The 18409-nt window shown below is 54.0% G+C and carries 14 protein-coding genes, 4 tRNA genes and 1 pseudogene; 11 read left to right on the plus strand and 8 right to left on the minus strand.

Features of this window, described 5'->3' with window-relative positions:
- Positions 1-58 precede the first annotated feature (58 nt).
- Complete coding sequence (locus AACW30_RS12060; RefSeq protein WP_200625091.1) at positions 59-1933, plus strand: MFS transporter; 1875 nt, start codon at positions 59-61, stop codon at positions 1931-1933.
- A 116-nt stretch (positions 1934-2049) separates the two neighbouring features.
- Here the strand turns inward: AACW30_RS12060 and sugE are convergent, their stop codons facing one another.
- The 3 genes from sugE to rdgC form a co-directional block, all read right to left on the minus strand.
- Positions 2050-2364: a quaternary ammonium compound efflux SMR transporter SugE gene (gene sugE, locus AACW30_RS12065; protein WP_010166396.1), complete on the minus strand. Its 315-nt coding sequence runs from the start codon at positions 2362-2364 to the stop codon at positions 2050-2052.
- A gap of 106 nt (positions 2365-2470) precedes the next feature.
- Positions 2471-3436 (minus strand): bile acid:sodium symporter family protein, encoded by a 966-nt coding sequence (locus AACW30_RS12070; RefSeq protein WP_106580696.1) that lies wholly within the window; start codon positions 3434-3436, stop codon positions 2471-2473.
- A gap of 172 nt (positions 3437-3608) precedes the next feature.
- Entirely contained in the window at positions 3609-4529 is a 921-nt protein-coding gene (gene rdgC / locus AACW30_RS12075; protein WP_119735561.1) for a recombination-associated protein RdgC, read from the minus strand.
- 159 nt (positions 4530-4688) lie between these two features.
- Between rdgC and AACW30_RS12080 the strand changes: the two genes are divergently transcribed.
- Positions 4689-4764: transfer RNA gene (locus AACW30_RS12080), tRNA-Val, on the plus strand.
- 19 nt (positions 4765-4783) lie between these two features.
- Positions 4784-4860: transfer RNA gene (locus AACW30_RS12085), tRNA-Asp, on the plus strand.
- Positions 4861-5048: 188 nt separating this feature from the next.
- Here the strand turns inward: AACW30_RS12085 and AACW30_RS12090 are convergent.
- A pseudogene (locus AACW30_RS12090) lies at positions 5049-5568 on the minus strand (TonB-dependent receptor domain-containing protein); the annotation flags it as partial.
- A gap of 145 nt (positions 5569-5713) precedes the next feature.
- Here AACW30_RS12090 and AACW30_RS12095 point away from each other — a divergent pair.
- The 6 genes from AACW30_RS12095 (at position 5714) to AACW30_RS12120 (ending at position 12203) form a co-directional block, all read left to right on the plus strand.
- Positions 5714-5789, plus strand: a tRNA-Val gene (locus tag AACW30_RS12095).
- Positions 5790-5809: 20 nt separating this feature from the next.
- Positions 5810-5886, plus strand: a tRNA-Asp gene (locus tag AACW30_RS12100).
- Between the two features lie 233 nt (positions 5887-6119).
- Complete coding sequence (locus AACW30_RS12105) at positions 6120-7448, plus strand: tyrosine-type recombinase/integrase (RefSeq protein ID WP_042558340.1); 1329 nt, start codon at positions 6120-6122, stop codon at positions 7446-7448.
- Between the two features lie 509 nt (positions 7449-7957).
- Positions 7958-8413 carry a hypothetical protein gene (locus AACW30_RS12110; protein ID WP_042561996.1) on the plus strand — a complete coding sequence of 152 codons (456 nt, stop codon included), beginning with the start codon at positions 7958-7960 and terminating at the stop codon, positions 8411-8413.
- A gap of 47 nt (positions 8414-8460) precedes the next feature.
- Positions 8461-11526 (plus strand): HsdM family class I SAM-dependent methyltransferase, encoded by a 3066-nt coding sequence (locus AACW30_RS12115; RefSeq protein WP_042558341.1) that lies wholly within the window; start codon positions 8461-8463, stop codon positions 11524-11526.
- 2 nt (positions 11527-11528) lie between these two features.
- Positions 11529-12203, plus strand: coding sequence for a hypothetical protein (locus AACW30_RS12120; RefSeq protein WP_131672193.1), 675 nt, complete (start codon positions 11529-11531; stop codon positions 12201-12203).
- Positions 12204-12310: 107 nt separating this feature from the next.
- Here AACW30_RS12120 and mobH read toward each other — a convergent pair whose 3' ends face one another.
- The gene (gene mobH, locus AACW30_RS12125; RefSeq protein ID WP_042558342.1) at positions 12311-14050 is read right to left on the minus strand and encodes a MobH family relaxase; all 1740 of its coding nucleotides are present in this window, start codon (positions 14048-14050) and stop codon (positions 12311-12313) included.
- Positions 14051-14271: 221 nt separating this feature from the next.
- Here mobH and AACW30_RS12130 point away from each other — a divergent pair, with 221 nt between their 5' ends.
- Positions 14272-14469 carry a DUF7740 domain-containing protein gene (locus AACW30_RS12130; protein ID WP_007901093.1) on the plus strand — a complete coding sequence of 66 codons (198 nt, stop codon included), beginning with the start codon at positions 14272-14274 and terminating at the stop codon, positions 14467-14469.
- Between the two features lie 129 nt (positions 14470-14598).
- Here AACW30_RS12130 and AACW30_RS12135 read toward each other — a convergent pair whose 3' ends face one another.
- Positions 14599-15558 carry an ArdC family protein gene (locus AACW30_RS12135; RefSeq protein ID WP_042558343.1) on the minus strand — a complete coding sequence of 320 codons (960 nt, stop codon included), beginning with the start codon at positions 15556-15558 and terminating at the stop codon, positions 14599-14601.
- Positions 15559-15688: 130 nt separating this feature from the next.
- On the minus strand, positions 15689-16018 hold the full coding sequence (locus tag AACW30_RS12140) for a hypothetical protein (RefSeq protein WP_042558344.1): 330 nt from the start codon (positions 16016-16018) through the stop codon (positions 15689-15691).
- A gap of 455 nt (positions 16019-16473) precedes the next feature.
- Here AACW30_RS12140 and AACW30_RS12145 point away from each other — a divergent pair, with 455 nt between their 5' ends.
- Entirely contained in the window at positions 16474-16839 is a 366-nt protein-coding gene (locus AACW30_RS12145) for a DUF3742 family protein (protein WP_080896003.1), read from the plus strand.
- Between the two features lie 8 nt (positions 16840-16847).
- On the opposite strand, the gene AACW30_RS12150 is transcribed toward AACW30_RS12145, so the two are convergent.
- Positions 16848-18404 (minus strand): conjugal transfer protein TraG N-terminal domain-containing protein, encoded by a 1557-nt coding sequence (locus AACW30_RS12150; protein ID WP_042558345.1) that lies wholly within the window; start codon positions 18402-18404, stop codon positions 16848-16850.
- Between the last annotated feature and the right edge of the window lie 5 nt (positions 18405-18409).

Below are 18409 nucleotides of genomic sequence, written 5' to 3' on the forward strand. Positions count from 1 at the left end.
CTGTCTTTTTATAAAAAACCGGCAATCAAGCCTACCAGGCCACGCAGGAACACGGACGATGAGCCACCCCTCACAATTTACCTTGCTGCGCACACGGCGTTTCCTGCCGTTTTTCATCACCCAGTTGCTGGGCGCCTTCAACGACAACATCTTCAAGCAATCGCTGATCCTGGCCATTCTCTACAAGCTCACCATCGACGGTGACCGCTCGATCTGGGTCAACCTGTGCGCATTGTTGTTTATCCTGCCGTTCTTCCTGTTCTCGGCGCTGGCGGGGCAATTCGGCGAGAAATTCAACAAGGACGCACTGATCCGCGCGATCAAGATCGGTGAGATCGTGATCATGAGCGTCGGCGCCACCGGGTTCCTGTTCAACCACCTGGAGCTGATGCTGCTGGCGCTGTTTGCCATGGGCACGCATTCGGCGCTGTTCGGGCCGGTGAAGTATTCGATCATGCCCCAAGCCCTGCACGACGATGAATTGGTGGGCGGTAACGGCCTGGTGGAAATGGGCACGTTTCTGGCGATCCTGGCCGGCACCATTGGCGCCGGGATCATGATGTCTTCGACCCATTACGCACCGATCGTGGCCGTGGCAATTGTCGGTGTGGCGGTGCTGGGTTATTTGGCCAGCCGCAGTATTCCGCGCGCGGCGGCGTCTACCCCAGGGCTGCGCCTGAACTGGAACATATTCAGCGAATCGTGGGCCACCTTGCGCCTGGGCTTGGGGCAGACCCCGGCGGTGTCGCGTTCGATTGTCGGCAACTCGTGGTTCTGGTTTGTCGGCGCGATTTACCTGACGCAAATCCCGGCCTACGCCAAGGAGTGGTTGTACGGCGATGAAACTGTAGTGACCTTGATCCTCACGGTGTTCTCGGTCGGTATCGCCCTGGGCTCGATGCTCTGTGAAAAGCTCTCCGGGCGTAAAGTGGAAATCGGCCTGGTGCCCTTTGGCTCATTTGGCCTGACAGTGTTCGGGCTGCTGCTGTGGTGGCACTCCGGCGGCTTCCCGCAAAGTGCTCAGGAACATGACTGGCTCGGCGTACTCGGCTACGGCCAGGCCTGGTGGGTGTTGTTCGATATCCTCGGGCTAGGCGTGTTCGGCGGCTTCTATATCGTGCCGCTGTATGCGCTGATCCAGTCGCGCACCGCTGAAAACGAGCGTGCGCGGGTGATCGCGGCCAACAACATTCTCAATGCGCTGTTCATGGTGGTGTCGGCCATCGTGTCGATCCTGCTGCTGAGCGTGGCCAAGCTGTCGATTCCCGAATTGTTCCTGGTGGTGTCGCTGCTCAATATCGCGGTCAACACCTACATCTTCAGGATCGTCCCCGAGTTCACCATGCGTTTCATGATCTGGCTGCTCAGCCATTCCATGTACCGCGTGGAGCACCGCAACCTTGAGCTGATTCCAGACGAGGGCGCGGCGTTGCTGGTGTGCAACCACGTGTCGTTTGTCGATGCGCTGTTGATCGGCGGCGCAGTGCGTCGGCCGATTCGCTTTGTCATGTACTACAAAATCTACCGTTTGCCGGTGCTCAATTTTATCTTCCGCACTGCGGGGGCGATTCCGATTGCCGGGCGTCACGAGGATATCCAGATCTACGAAAAGGCCTTCGCGCGAATTGCCCAGTACTTGAAGGAAGGCGAGTTGGTGTGCATTTTTCCGGAAGGCAAGCTCACCGGGGACGGTGAGATGAATGAGTTCCGCGGGGGCGTGACGCGCATTCTGGAAGAAACGCCGGTGCCGGTGATTCCAATGGCGTTGCAGGGCTTGTGGGGGAGTTTTTTCAGTCGCGATCCGAACAAGGGGTTCTTCCACCGGATCTGGTCGCGGGTGGTGCTGGTGGCGGGTGAGCCGGTGACGGTCGAGGCGGCGACGCCTGCGCAGTTGCAGGAACAGGTGGGGGTATTGCGGGGGAGTGTCAGGTAGTTTTTTACTGACTGTTCGGGCCTCTTCGCGAGCAAGCCCGCTCCCACCGTTGACCGAGTTGTTCAAGCGAACGCGGTTTACTGTGGGAGCTGGCTTGCTGCGACAGCGACAGTGAATTAGGCGCTGATTTTAAGGCCAATCAGCCCGCAGATAATCAACGCCACACTCGCCAACCGGAACAACGCCATGGACTCGCCAAACAGGATGATCCCGGCGATCACCGTGCCCACCGCGCCGACACCGGTCCAGATGGCATAGGCGGTGCCCAGCGGCAGTTCTTTCATGGCAAGGCCCAGCAGGCCGAGGCTGATGGCCATGGCGGCAATCGTCAGGGCGGTGGGCAATGGCTTGCTGAAACCATCGGTGTACTTCAAACCGACCGCCCAGCCCACTTCAAACAGCCCGGCAAAAAACAGGATGATCCAGGACATGATGACCTCTCTTCTAAAAGTGGGGTCGTCCCCTGGAATAGCGCTCGACAGCGTCGCGGGGTCGTCCCCGCGAAGCTCGGTAGAGTGCCGAATATCGATCAGGCGATCAAGTTTTCGGCGTGTTTTCCAATACCCGGCGGTCTTCCTTTTCGCTCATGCGGCGGAAGTAGGTTGACAGCAACGCCCCGGAAATATTGTGCCAGACGCTGAACAGCGCGCTGGGTACCGCCGCCAATGGCGAAAAATGCGCACTGGCCAACGCGGCGCCCAGCCCGGAGTTCTGCATGCCGACTTCCAGCGCCAGCGACTTGCGCTGGGCCAGTGGCAGTTTGAACAACCGGCCGGTGAAGTAACCCAGTAAGTAGCCGAAGCTGTTGTGCAGCATCACCACGGCCATGATCAACAGGCCCGATTCGGCGATCTTGGCCTGACTCGCCGCCACCACGGCCGCAACGATGATCACGATGCTCACCACCGACACCAGCGGCAGTACTTGCACCGCATGGCGCACGCGCTCGCCGAGCACACGTTGCGCGATCACGCCGAGCACAATCGGTAGCAGCACCACTTGCAGGATCGACCAGAACAACTCCATGAACGACACCGGCAGCCAGGCCGACGCCAACAGCCAGATCAGCGCCGGCGTGAGGAGCGGGGCGAGAAGGGTGGTAACGGCGGCAATCGCCACCGACAGCGCCAGGTCACCACGGGCAAGCCAGGTCATCACGTTGGACGAGGTGCCGCTTGGGCAGCACCCGACAAGGATCACGCCGACGGCAATTTCCGGCGGCAGGTGGAAGGCCTGGCACAGCAACCACGCCATGCCCGGCATGATCACAAAGTGCGCGACCACACCCAGGGCCACGCGCCACGGATGGCGGGCAACCTCGGCGAAGTCTTCAAGTTTCAAGGTCAGCCCCATGCCGAACATCACCAGGCCCAGCAGCGGCACAATGGCGCCTTTCAGGCCAATGAACCAGCCGGGCTCAAGGAAGGCGAGCACCGCGAAAATCAACACCCAGTAGGCGAAGGTATTGCCGACGAAACGGCTCAAGGCGGCGAGTGCGCGCATGGGGATGTCCTTGTTATTAGTTAAGTTCGGTAACGCGGATGTCTGCTTGGAAACCCAATCAAATGTGGGAGCGGGCTTGCTCGCGAATGTTGTGGATCAGTCAACCTATCCAGTGACTGACCCACCGCATTCGCGAGCAAGCCCGCTCCCACATTTTTGACCTTGAGTCGACTTAGATGCCCTGTGGGGTTTCTTCGCCGCCCAGTGCCTCAACCAGCGCCGGCAGAAATTCGCCGAACGTCAGCATCATCAGGGTAAAGCTGGCGTCCAGTTGGCCCAGGGCTTCGTCGCCGCCGTCCTGTTCGGCCTGGTCTTGCAGCAGGTCTTCGAACTTCAGGCGCTTGACGGTCATTTTGTCGTCGAGCATGAAGGACAACTTGTCCTGCCAGGCCAGTGACAGTTGGGTCACGACTTTGCCCGTGGTCAAGTGCAGCTGGATTTCTTCACCGGTCAGGTCCTGGCGCTTGCAGCGCACAATGCCGCCGTCTTCATGGGTGTCGCGCAGTTCGCATTCGTCGAGGACGAAGAAGTCATCGGCCGGTTTTTGCGTGGTGACCCAATCGGTCATGATCGCGGTTGGCGCGGTTTTTACCGTGAGCGGGCGAACCGGCAGGGTGCCGATCACTTCACGCAGGGTCGACAGCAGGTCTTCGGCGCGCTTGGGGCTTGCCGAGTTGACCAGGATCAGGCCCTGTTTCGGCGCAATGGCGGCGAAGGTCGACGAGCGACGGATAAAGGCGCGCGGCAGGAAGGCCTGGATGATTTCATCCTTGATCTGGTCGCGTTCCTTTTTATAGACCTTGCGCATTTGCTCGGCTTCGATCTCTTCGACTTTCTCTTTGACTGCGTCGCGCACCACGCTACCCGGCAGGATGCGTTCTTCCTTGCGCGCGGCGATCAGCAGGAAGTCACCGCTGACGTGAACCAGGGGAGCGTCTTCACCTTTACCAAAAGGGGCGACGAAACCGTAAGTGGTCAACTCCTGGCTTGCACAAGGGCGCGCCAGTTTGGTGGCCATGGCCGCTTCCAACGCCTCGGCATCAACAGGCAGATCTTGGGTCAGGCGATAGATAAGCAGGTTCTTGAACCACATGGGGTGAGTCTCTCCTTTATACAAAGGGGGGCATTATTCTCTTGATAGCGCTCGAGGCCAACCCTGCCTAAGCCATTGGAAGGGCTGAAAAAAAAGATTTAAGAAAGTGCTTGCCAGACCTAGGGTCGCTCCGTAGAATGCGCGCCACACCGAAACGAAGGGTGATTAGCTCAGCTGGGAGAGCATCTGCCTTACAAGCAGAGGGTCGGCGGTTCGATCCCGTCATCACCCACCATTCGCTTCATGTGTTACGCGCAGCGGTAGTTCAGTCGGTTAGAATACCGGCCTGTCACGCCGGGGGTCGCGGGTTCGAGTCCCGTCCGCTGCGCCATATTCGGTCACCTGGAACGCTGAACGCCAGGTCACCACAGGAAGCCCGCTCATCGAGCGGGCTTTTTGCTGTCTGGGGTGTGCGAAACCTCAAAAAACGCCGCCGATCATTTCCGATGATCGGCGGCGTTTTTTATTGGCCGGTTAGCAATCCCAGCGCGTGGTAACCATGACATTGCGTGGTTCGCCTTACCCGGCGCAGTTATAGAAACCGATGTCGGTGCAGTAGGACTTGTCGAAGCTGTGGTTGACGTTCAGCGTCGCCGAAATGTCTTTGGTGATCTGGTAGCGCGTCATCAGGTTCGCCAACCAGTAAGCGTTCTGGGAAAACGCTTCATATTTGCCGTGGGGGCTGTTGTGGATGTCCTGCCAGCCCGGCGCCAGTTTGCCGGTCATTTGCAGTTCATAACCCTTGGTCACCGCCTTGGTGCCTTTGCAGGCATAGCGGGTTGGGGTCGGCGTCTGGTTGTTGTAATCGTCGTCGGACACCGAGCGATTGTTTTCGTGGATTTCAAAATAGGCCGCGCTGGCGTTCAGGCGTCGGTCGAAGAATCTGCCTTGAGGCCCAGCTCGTAGTTCTGGCGCAATTTGTTTCGCGGTCGTGGTTGTAGCTTCTCTGGGGCCTGAAGAGGTCGGTGTAGCTGGCGTACACCGAGTAGGTTTCGTTGAGGTCGTGGATCGCGCCAATGTACGGTACGAAGCGCCCGGTAACCGCAATAGACTCGCGTTTGCGGGCCAGAGGCCCGGTTTTCCGGGGGCGTGCGCTGCGCTTATGAAAATATTTCAAATAAAGTGCATTTAAATCAAGACATTGCAGATTTTTGGTGTATGATGCCGCCCACACCGAAAGTGAAGGGTGATTAGCTCAGCTGGGAGAGCATCTGCCTTACAAGCAGAGGGTCGGCGGTTCGATCCCGTCATCACCCACCATTCGCTTCAACGTGTTACGCGCAGCGGTAGTTCAGTCGGTTAGAATACCGGCCTGTCACGCCGGGGGTCGCGGGTTCGAGTCCCGTCCGCTGCGCCATATTTGCTTCCACTAAGGCCCACTGAACGCCTGGAAGCTACGGAAATAGCGGCCTTGAGCCGCTTTTTTCGTTTTCTGAATTCCACTGGAATCCATCTCCAGCCACGGTTTTTAAGTACACATTTAAGTACACCGCTGGCACAGCCTTTTACGATTCCTTACGCATCAATTTTCGTATTGGTCCGTCTACCGCTGGGTTGTATTCCCCTCCTTGATGCAAAAGGAGGTGTCTGATGGCTCTGACAGATACAGCGATCAAGCAAGCCAAGCCCGCCAGCAAGCCTTATACGTTAACTGATGGGGATGGCTTATCTCTGCAAGTGCCCACGACGGGTTCGAAGCGCTGGCATTTCCGTTTCTATTGGCATGACAAGCAATTGCGTATTTCCCTTGGCATCTATCCCGACGTCAGTCTCAAGGAGGCTCGCCAGCGGAGAGAGGCTGCACGTGCGCTGGTGGCCAACAATATCGATCCCCGCTCACATCGTCGCGCCGAGCGCCAAAAAGCCTCTCACGCCGCCAACAACACGTTTGAAGCGGTTGCTGGTCGCTGGCATGAGTTCCGAAGTAAAAAGCTGACGAAAAGTAAGAAGGGCAGTGCAGGGCAAGCGAGCAAATACCTGAAGAAGGACATGCTGCCGTGTTTGGGCGATCTTCCGATCTCAGATATTTCTCGTGGTGACGTGCTGGAGCTCATTAGGCGAATTGAGCGCAGAGGGGCGCTGGTCTCTGCTCGGAAGGTGCGCACCTGGCTCAACCAGATCTTCCGTTTTGCCATGGCGGAAGGGCTCGTTGATGTGAACCCAGCAGCAGATCTTGATATCGTTGCCGAGACGCCGCGGCCAGTTCGCCATAATCCCTTCCTCCAGGTAAATGAACTTCCAGGACTGCTCAGGACCGTAACCCACTATGGGTGTGCAGAAGCGACACGGCTTGGTATTCGTCTATTGCTGTTGACAGGGGTACGTACAGGAGAGCTACGGGCGGCGACGCCAGACCAATTCGACCTCGACAAGGGGATCTGGCTGGTGCCGCCGGAGGGTGTCAAGCAACTCCGGAGTCGTGTTCGAACCCAGGGGAATGAGATCCCACCTTATGTGGTTCCGCTGTCTACCCAAGCAATTGCAATTGTGCAGCGGCTGATGCAGTTAAGGGCGCGCGGTGCGCGGTATCTGCTGGTTCACCGATACGAACCGCAGGAAATGATCAGTGAAAATACCCTTAACACCGCGATTAGCCGTATGGGTTACAAAGGAAGGCTCACCGGTCATGGCATCAGGGCTACCATCTCCACGGCGCTTAACGAGGTTGGCTTTGTAGAAGAGTGGATTGAGGCGCAGCTTTCACACGCTGATACCAACCAAATTCGGGCTGCATACAATCATGCAGAATACGTCGAGCCGAGACGTAGGATGATGCAATATTGGGCGGATTTATTAGATGCCCTAGAGGTCGGCTTTGCTCCACCTAGGCCAGAAGCATACATGGCGCAGAGCGGTCGACGTTCAATGGATTTTCTGAACGCGCAGCAGGAGTCTGCCGGTGATGGTATGGGGTGCTAGGGGTAGAGTGTTCGAATCACTCCGTCCCGACCATATTTTTCAATGACTTAGCCCAATCTGCGAAGGTTGGGCTTTTTCATGTCTGAAAAATTACTCCCGCATTTACTCCCACAAATTTTTTTGGTCATTTTTTGTGATGCATATTGTACGTGGACTCAGGTAGGCAGCGTCAACGAGGTGTGTGTGGAGGGAAGTTGCGCGCGTGCTGGGAGACACCAACATCGATCCTTTATCCCGCCCCTGGGAGTTGAAACCTGGTTTTTGGTATGCGGGTGCACTCCGGATGATGACTGGCCTTCAATTGGAGGTTGCGTCTGGGATAGCCCATCGGGTTGCCGAGTACACAGCGCAGGATTGCAGGTGGGGGGCTGGAGTGGCTGTTGAATAGTGCTTAGCGTATCTAGGTCAGCAGACTGTTTCTTGCCTTGTCTACGAGGTAAGCATAGATAACAGTAATTTAAGTGGGTATGATGCCCGCTTGGATGTATGGCGGAGCGAAGGGGCAACTGATGCGACTCATCAAGGCGGCTGCAGTTCAAGCGCTCACAGGGCTGACATCAGACCAGCTGAGGGAGTGGACATCTCGTCGACACCTTATCGTGCCCGATGAGAAGCCGTCTGGACCAGGTTCTCGCGCATTGTATTCATGGCAGACAGTGCTTTTGCTTCGACTGGCAGTTGTGTTGAGAGAAAAGTTCCATGTTGAGCTGACATCTCAGAAAAATTTGTTTCTGGGACTGGCGCAAAAGCTCAAAAATCATTCCTTCCCCGCTTTATATGACTCGGTGCTTGTGATTAAGCCTGGCGGTGAATTTACACTGTATCAGTATCGAGAATATTCAAGTTTTAACGGTGATGCATTAGTAATTAATATGAATCCACATTTAGAAATCCTTTCATCTGAGTTTGAGCCTTCAGATGAGTCGCACCAATTTCATCTTTTTCCAGCCATTGCAGTTAAGTAGATACGACATGAGTGGGATATTGCTATTTTGGTCTATGGACAACAATCATGCTGCTTGAGCAATGGCTTAGCGATCTAGCCTATATAAAGTTCCCGCACGAGCTGTACCGGGCCGGCGACAGTATTGGAACTAGGCCCTACGCATCTGAAATTGAGGAAATGCTGGAGATTGGCGGAGGAATTTCCGCGTCTGCAGTCTTCTGTGTAGGGGAAGTACCTACAGTTTGCTTTATAGACTCCCAAACATTACAGCTGCCGCGTCAGAAAAGAGTCGAGCAAATATGTCAGCGGGTCTGGAATCAGAACTTAGCATCGGTGGTTCTTGTTCTTGATCCTGATGGGTTGGTGGCGTATTCGGTAAACGATAGAGAAGCTGAGCCCGAGGTTCTATCACGTGAGGCTGTTGTTGCCCAAGGGTATTGGTCGGCCTACGAAGTGCAGTCTGGATTTATTAAGGATCGCCTCTCGCATTGGTTTTTGCCGGAGGAAAGGGTAGATCAACGTTTGCTTGCTAATTTAAGACAAGTTGTCAAGCAGTTGGCAAAAGAAGGACTTGGTAGTAGTCAAGCAGAAGCATTAATGGCTCAAGTCATTTTCTTATGTTACCTCGAACAAAGAGGTATTGTTGGTGAGGGATATCGTGCAACTCATAATCTTGAAAGGTTAGAAGATTATGTGGCTAAGTCAGATGGTGAGGGTGTTGACAGTCTGTTACGCCAACTAAAATTTGATTTCAATGGTGACTTTCTCAGCTCTAGAGATGGTGGCGCCCCAGATTGGGTTGTGCTCAATGAGCAATGTTTCAGATGTATAAAGCGCTTCTTAGAGGCTGTAGATTTTGAAACTGGGCAGGGGGCGTTCTGGCAGTATGATTTTAGTCATATTCCAGTTGAGCTTATTTCAGGTATATATGAGACGCTGTTGAAAGATCGACAGGGAGCGCTAGGAGCTTATTATACTCCTCGGCACTTGGCTAGCCTAGTTACTGAGCAAGCATTTGAGAGCTTTGATAATCCGGCTGGTTGCACCGTATATGACGGAGCATGTGGTTCTGGTATTCTTCTAACAAGTGCATTTAGGAAGATGCTCAGGCATGCGGAAGTAAGTGGAGGGAGACGACTTACATTTTCAGAACGCGTAGCTCTGATGGAATCAAATCTTTTCGGAAACGACATAGATGAAACGGCTTGCTGGATAACTGCGTTCAGTTTATACCTTTCTCTACTTGAAGGCTTAGATTCTGAAGAGGTAATGCGCCTTCAGACAGATAATAGCTTAAAACTTCCTCGTCTAGTTGGCTCTGGTCTAAATATTCAAAAAGGAGAGCTGTACGGAGATTTTTTCTCGGAAGATAATCCATTTTCAGGTAAGCGTAAGTTTGATATTCTTTTATCTAATCCGCCTTGGCGTGAGTCTGATAATAGTGAAAAGCCAGTCTGGGAGGAGTGGTGTCGTAAACATGTACCTCCTTACCCAGTTGGGCGTCGTCAAATTGCAGCTGGATACGCTTTTAAAGCCACGAGTTGCGTTAAAGTAAATAGTGTTATTGTTTTGATCATGCCTTTAAATCTTGTAATTGGTGCTAGTGATCAATCAGGTGATTTTAGACGGCGTTGGCTAGAAGATGTAAGAATCGAAAGGATAATAAACTTTGCTGATGTGAGGCGGCTACTTTTTCCGGCAGCTAAACATCCATGCGCTGTCGTCCGGGCTCGGCCGAGAAGCTTTGAAGACGAAATCATCTCACTTGGAAGTGAGTACGTCGAGTATTGGGCCCCTAAGACCGATGTAACACTGGCGTTGGGGCGGCTGGCATTACACGAGGCCGATAAAAAGATAATTTCAGCCAAAGAAATATATCAAGATAACTACTTGCTTATTTCAAGTTATTGGGGGGAAAAGCGCGATCAAAAATTACTTCGACGGCTTCAGCGTTTTGGGAGTGTCAAAGAAACTATGGAGTCACGTGAAAGTCCTTGGCTTTCTGGAAAAGGATTTCATGCTGCCAATCACAGTAATCGAGATCGCGAACTAGGTGTGCTAGCTGATCTCTCGTTGATGCCGGCAGATAGATTGCCTAGAGTCTATCCAATAGTTTCTGCTGATGCGCAACTTGCTCGGCTTGCAGATTTTTATCCTATAGTTGCAAGTCCTGGTGGAAAAAATGCGAAGCTTTACTCGGGGCCTAGAGTAATATTTCCAGATGGCTTGTCTGAATCTTATGTTATTAGGGCGATCTATTCAGAAGTCCCCTTTGCTTTTACCTCATCTATTGGGGCAATAGGCGGGGCATCAGTTGATGCTAATCTTCTTAAGTTTCTTATGATTTATCTTAGATCTCCGATAGCGACGTATATGTTGATAATGACAGGTTACTCGGTGATCGGTGAGCGTCCTCGTGTTGCGATTGATGATGTTGAGCGTTTTCCATTTTGCTCGCCGGAGGCGCACAAAAAACCAGAGCTTGCAAAGGAAATAATATTTAAGTCCTGTCAGCTGCTGGATAAGATTTCGGCGGAGTCTGAGTTGCATCGTGAATCAGCATATGATGCAGTAAAAGTTCAGCTTGATAATTTGGTTTTTGATTATTTCATGCTTGCTGAGGCTGAGCGTGTACTAATAACCGACACTGTCGACGTTATTGCTTCTTCAATTCAACCTTCAAACTATCAAGGTCTTACGACCCCTTTGCTTGATAGACCGTCGAACGATGAGATTGATCGTTATTTAACTGTTTTTAAAACAGAGCTTGCGCTTTGGCGCAGTCGTAGCAGAGGCGCGGGAGAGCTGACAGTGGAAGCTGTTATAGATGGAGCTAAGGGCTTTTTTGGGGCAGTTAGAGTTTCTGTTGGGGAGTCCAGCACCGGTGGGCTTAATGTTGCCGATTCTGCTTATCAACGACTGATCGGTGATCTCTATGCAGGGCTAGAAGCTAACCATTCGGTAGAGTCCGAGGGCAAATTATTCAATGTCCCCAATATTTTGGTTGCTGCAGGAGAAGCATTTTACTTTGTAAAGCCGTTAAGGCGTCGGTTTTGGCTTGCTAGAACCGCTCTTGCTGATGCTGACTTGATTGTTCAGACAGTTCAGGCCGCAGCTTGGGGGCGCAATTAGTTATGAGTTCCTCAATCTCAGCAGCTTGGTTTCGCCTATTTCCTGGGCCGAAGATACCTGATGTCCTCGTTTATATGAGTGATACTTGGTCTTCTCTATTGCAAACCTCGCCATCAGCAATTTCATTTGAGAAAGATGAGCCGACGTTAACTGATAATCTATGCGAGGCCCTAAGCGACGAAGACCGTCGTTTCGATTGGGGAATGGATTGTGACTTCCAGGCTGAAACTTGGGAGTTGCGCCGCGCCGCCAATGGTGATGTCTCTCGAATCGCCAGGGCAGATATTCGCGTAATTTTAGGCGCTCCAGGTACTCCGCACTTAGTTCTTGAATTCAAAAAACTAGATGGTTCAGCAAGTAGTAAATGGAAATATTGCTTTGACGGTTTGAATCGTTTTATTGACGGAAAATATGCTGTCGGTCATGAATATGGAATTATGTGCGCTTTTAGTCCATTGGATTTGATAAAGGAGGCAGGTGATTTGGCCCGATATATTGCTAGCGCCGATTATCCAAAAAGGCTGAATTGCATTCCAGCTCCCAACGGGGATGTAGCTGTTTCCCCTTCTATGATGGGAGGGCAGGTACATTTTGATACCAGTCATTTTAGAATAACGCAGAATCCGTCTCTTCCTATAGTTATTCTACATACGTTGCTCCCTTGCCCAGTTGTTTAGATTTTATGTGCTGAGCGAAAGTGTTGTTGCTGGTTGGTGGCGTTTCACTAATGCATAAATATATGTTTAAAGTTGTATATATTTGTTGGGCAGAAGGAGGATTGTTGTTAGTGACCCGTGGAGGCAATATCGTCGATTTTTAGAAAGGGGTTATCTGGGGGAGTCAGTTCAAAAAATAGCTTTGGTTCCTCAATCACATACCCCTTCAGAGTGGTTCTCTTCCTAGGGCCCTGCACTTGGCATGCCCAGATGTTCAGGCCGTTGTCTCGCTTCCTGTGGACCTTCAGATTCTCGAACTGCTTCTGTACCCAACGCCATTCTTCAATCTCTTGATCGACCCTCTTGGCTATGCCAGGAAACTCCTGGACATAACGTTGGAAGAGACCAGGAGTTACCAGAAATACAGTACCACTCACCGTGTGGATTTTGGCCTTGCTGTCATTGATGATCAGCTTATGGCTGAGGATCCCTTCCTTGACCCAATTCAGGAATGTCTGACCAGGGTTGTCCGATGAAGGATTTGAGATTTCGAGGGTGCCTGCTGACGATACATTGCTGACCTCAGACTCTTCCAGCTCGAACATATCCAACAACGTGCCGAGATAGTCGGCATTTTCCATCGTCATTGGATCGGGCTGCGATGGGCTTTGACGCGATCCTGCACTGACGGTCTCCGGCGCTGCTGGTGATGCCGGAGCGTCAGTCGGGTGGTCATCGACTGCCACGCTCACCGTTCCGCTAAAAGTTTCGGGGCGGTCTTCGCTCCCCCAAATCAACGCCGGTTGAAGGCGAAGAAATGTAAAGGTCTGCTCCCAGCTTCCCTGTGCGACAAGCGCGGTCCAGATGGCTTTGCCTTCTGGGGTGGACTCAACCAACCCATGTGACTGGAGTTCGTCGAACACCGCGAGGTTGGAGGAGGGAATGCCTTCTATCGCTTGCGACAGCAGATAAGCTCGCAGCTTGTCGGTGACCGTCTTGCTGACCAGCCACAGCGCGTCCTGAGTCAACCAACCCGCGGCCCCCGGCTGATTAAGTTTCAGCTCGTGCTGAACCAGATGACGTAGTCCGCTGATCAAGTGATGTTGCAGCGAATGAATCGGTGCTTGCAGCGCCTTGCTCGGGTTACCACCGATGTTCTGTGCGGTGGAAACACGGTCGGCCTGCATCACCAACTCACCGAGCACGCCGGCACGTTCGTACTGGCCCGCCAGGACATACAGCAGACTGGCCCACAGTGGCGGAAATCCACTGAGCCAATCGAGGATTGGGCGGTCGAGAATTTGGGTGTAGAGCAAGCCTGCGGCGGCGCCGTGCAGGTGGTAGTCACGACCCTTGATGTAACGAAAACGGTAGGGCTGATCCAGGGAGCCCTGCCAAGGATGCCAAACACGGCCATCCTGGCGTTCGACCAGCAGGTCCACGGCGATCTTGCCGATGTCATGCAGCAGGGCGCCATAGGCGATGCCAGCCGACCAGGCATCGGTCTGGGCGGCTTGGTCTTCGGGCGCGGCGCCGGTGGGAAGTAGATACGACTGACGCAGTTTCAAACTGCAAGCTACCAGCTCCAGGCCATGGTCAAGCATGCCACCGAGATACGCATGGTGGTGCGTCTCGCTGGCCGGGAGTTGCTGGACCTGCTCGGCGTAGCGATGAATCGGATTTAAATAAAGCTGGATGAACTGCGCGTGGGAGAGGGCGGTGTACTGCCAGATGCGATCGAGCAACTGGCGGCGGTGCTCCGCGGCTAACAAGCTGTGGGCCGACTCGATGGGCAGGTAACCTTCGGTGGCGCTCTGTGTCGGTGGCGGAGGGGGCTTCTGACTTTTGTGGCGAAACAGACTGAGCATCGTGACCTCCGGGAAGTGGCTGGGTCAGTGGCCTTTTAGCCTTTTCGGATAGCGCTCTTACCCTTGAGTGCCCATTCCCTTCCAACCCTTACCCGTCCTTTTTGGCTCGTGTCCCTTTGTGCGGCAATCGGAATATGGATTCTCCTAGGCATCATTTTTTGGGGCTAGTACGGAAAAGAAAAGAATCGATACACTGCGGTGCATATTTTTTAGGTCTTGCCATGAACCTCACTGACGCCACGCTTGTGCTGCTGCTCGCGGCACGTATCCATGGGACCGACGAAGCCGTCCGGGCCTCGGCGAAGAGCGTGGTCAAGAAGTTGCCGCGCAGTAAACGTGATCTGATCTACAAGGTAATCGATAGCCGAAGTCCGCTCGAGCTGGTGGATTTTCTGGCGCAGAACCTGGATGCGGAATGACAGGCTGCGAGTGTGTGCCCATCCCTGACTCTTTGCATTAGAGCACCGCGGCATGGGATTTTTCTGGGCGCATCACAGGGCCCAACTCGCGTTGGGCCCTGTGATGCGATTGCAACGGTGAGTTAACGCTCAAACTCCATCGTTCATGCATCGTGAGTCATCCATTACCATCTGCTTCAGTTGCTGCTCCAGGTTGAGTACATACTCCGAGGCGCTTCGGGCCTGACCACTGGCGCGAAAGATCGCGCGTTTGTCAGCCTTGAGCAGGCCGAGCCAGGAGTCGATGTAGCCCTCGTGCCGTAGCTCTCCCTGTATACCGGCGTAGGCACATAAAAAAGCTGCGCCCATCTCGGCGATCAACTCCTCAAACGCGTAGCCTGGCGAGCCGAACGGACAGGCTGACGTCACGCCTTCGCGCTGCAACCGAGAGTGATGCCCGGTCCAGTGCGTCAGCTCATGAAGTGCCGTGGCGTAGTACCCGCTTTCATCGTGAAATTGTGCCTTTGTCGGCAGTTGGATGAGATCCCTGATCGGATGGTAAAAGGCTTCGTCGGCAGGCCGATGAACGATGCGTGCACCTGAACTTAAAAGCAGATTTTCCGCGGCGCTGTTGGGCTGGAAGGGATCACTCTGTTCCGTCTCGAGCAGGGTGCCATTGAGCATTTCGAGCCCTTCCGTTTGCTCGATGTTGAACAGAAAATGTGTCCTGAGAATGCCGAAGTGAGCGACCTTAGGCTGACCGTTTTCATCGAGTACGGGTTGGCCTGACTCAGTCTGTTCCTCGCGCTCCCTAGGCTTGTAGAGCACAGCCAGAGTGCTGTGTTCACCCTTACGGATGTGCCCACCGGCCTTTTTAGCTTGGTTGAAGGTCAGCCAACGATCTTGAGTGAACCCCTGCAATCTGGCCTCGGCCCAGAGCAGCGGTAAATTGATGCCCGAATACGGACGTCGCGTGATGGCATTGATGGGGTAGGGTTGATGGCCGATGTAAGCGGAGCCACTTGAGGACCAGGGTTTGATCCAGGGAGCAACGCCTTGGTCTAACGCGGTAACGATCTTGTCTGTCACGTCTTGGTAGATATCGCGCATGGCAATTTCCTCGAGAGAAAAATGGAGGAACGCCTTGCCCGCCGGGGGAGGGTTCCCCGGTGGGTGATGGGCTGGATTGATGCAGGCCTGCATACCATCCGAATGTGGAGGTGGGCGCCGCCCATTGCGCTTAGCGCTGGTGTTCTCCTGCAAGCGCTATCAGTAAGGCGCCAGGCTGACCCGGTTCTTGGAGTAGGCTGAGACTCAACTGCAGCAACGGGTCGTGGTCGAATTGATCGGTTGGTTCAATGTGGACTACCTCGAACAGCACATAGGGCTTTTGTGGATAGGCCAGGTGGGCTTCGAAGGCTGCGCGCAATACGTGGCTCAACCGATCGACCTGCAGCTTCTCAGCGTGATCGGATTGCTCGAGCATTACTGCGTGCTGCCACGCGCCAGGGGTGAACACGATGGGCAACCGGAGGGTGTTCAGTGTTTCCGGTGTAAGTGAGTCGGGCATGGTATGTCTCCGTTGAGAACGCGAAGAAACCTTTCCCGTGCGGAGAAAGATTTCCCCGCAGTGGGTTGAAGAAAATCAAGAGGGCTTACCTCACGGGCAGAGCTCGAAAGGCGCTCATAAGAGCAGTAGGCGTTCATTACCGTAGAAACGGTCATCGTGCGAGCCACCGAACGCTAATCGCACTTGGGGGGAACCACCATCGAAGTGACGTAGCCTTGAAGGTTCTGGCTACCTGGGAAAGTGCTGTCGATAACAGCGATCCGCACCTTGTATTTAGCCGGACGATTTATCTGGGTCAATCGCTGTAGAGACGATGTTTCGCAGAGCTTGTCTTCTGGCTTCCAATGAGGATTTTTCGGCCGGGGAAACTGATAAACGGTCAGGTATGGGCCGTTTTCAGTAGTAGCCTATTCCTCCAGGCTCAACCATGAAAACGCTCAGAAGAGGACGAGACCATGCCGACTCAGCAACCTGTTCAGAATTCACGTGCCCACCGCTGGGCGTATGCCTGTGGTCTGTCGGTGAAGCGTAGCTACCGTAGGTTGAAAACTTTTGAATCCCGCGTGGTTGAGCGTGCCGAGACCGCAGGTGTGCCCGCAGGTAAATTTCTTGTTCGCGGGAGTTTTCTGACTGCTAAGTTCGCTCTGTTCGGAGCATTTCTTTTTGTCAGCTTCTGGTTGTTTGTGCTGATGTGCACAATTGTCGTATTTGCAGCTGTCCCATTTCAGGGGTCAGACACTCCAGATAGTGACGATCTCGATGATCCAATGCATAGAACTTCTTGGCCTGAGCGTTACGATAAATGGGGTTCTCTGAAGTAGGCTCTTGGTTACTTTGAGCTCGATTTACCCGAAACAATTCTTGCACCGCTCATCAACTGAGAGGTCCCGTTAGAGCTCGCTGTCTGTGCTGCGTGGGTTCCCCTGCTGAGCATTCCTTCTACGCCTGAACCTACGCTATATCCGGCCCAACTCATTGCCCCGAGAAAAAGCATCGGTAGCACGATGAACATCGCCCCCATTACATACTCGATCACCTGCGCCGTGACGGTTCCATCCATGAGGCCTGATGTGGGCAGCGACAACAGCACCTGATTTGACGCTGACACTTGGTTGTACAACGTATCGAGCATGCTGGAGTCGACCCAGCGCGCCAGTTCCCACCAGAAGCTCAGCATGTGTAAGGTGAACATGGCAAACGTCACCGTCATGACGGTCTTCAGCTGGTAGGTACTGACCAGCAGGATCAGCGGCAAGCTGATGATGACGCCCATGATCAGGAATGCCTGCACCATCGGCAAGGCTGCGCGTAGTGCATTCATTGCCGGGAAGTTGCTGAAGGAACCGAGGGCCAACCCGGTATTGGTGGCCAGGTTATTGAGCCCCTGATTGATCGAACCGCCACGAGCGCTGGAGCCGTAGTCCTGATACACCTGTCCGGGCGACATGGACATCGATTGCTGGCGCGGACTAACCAGCTCGCGAAGGGTGGCATCTTCGATCTCGTTGCTCGAACGCCCAGTCAACCAACCTTTCAACTGAGTCAGCAACGAGGGATTAACCTGCTCGATCAAGCGTTCGCGTAGACCGACACCGCTGTCGCTCCACCACTGTTTACAGGTGGGGTAGCCCGCGCCATTCTCCAGCCGCGGTAAGGAAACATCGCGGTTGTCGTCATACGGCCAGCTGACTCTCGGTGTACGTGAGCGATCCGTATCGTAGTAGCCGGGTGTGTCGAGAAAAAAGCTTGACCCGATCCACGCTGCGTCGTGACTTTGTGCTTTGTCCAACTGCGGACGGTTGGTGAACAGCCGAGAACGGGAATAGCCGTAGCAGTCGCGGGTGAAGTCGGCGACTTCCTGCAGTAGGACCTGATTATCGATGCGCGAGCTGTCGATCTCCATGCGCATTTGTCGGATATCCGGTGCGCAAGGGATGGAGGCGGTGGCTGCCGCAGTCACGCCTTTGCTCAAAGCATGCACCAGAAACCACCAGATCGGCACATTGGCGGAGCGCCCGCCGATGGTATTGAAGGTCGTCCCCCAGGCGGTTTCTGCTGGTTTGGCCACACTTACGCCGCAGCGCTGACTCGCCGCATCATCGAACGCCATAGAGGCGAGACTCAACGGAAAGACAGGCGCGCAACCGAACAAGACGACGATGTAGGCCAGCCACAACCGGTTCTCGATCCGTGGCACCGAGAGCAGCCCCTTGTTGCCTTCGTCCGCGCCTTGCTGACGGGCAGATAACCATTCCTGCAAGATGATTGCACCAAAGGGCGCGGCGAACAGTCCTGTGTCGGACAGGACACTCCAGAGGCCGTTGTTGATGATCCAGGCCAGGAGAGAGAGGTAAAACTCCAAGTAACTGTTGGTGCTCATGAGCATGGTAA

The sequence above is a fragment of the Pseudomonas sp. MF6747 genome (assembly GCF_963890955.1).
GTDB lineage: Bacteria > Pseudomonadota > Gammaproteobacteria > Pseudomonadales > Pseudomonadaceae > Aquipseudomonas.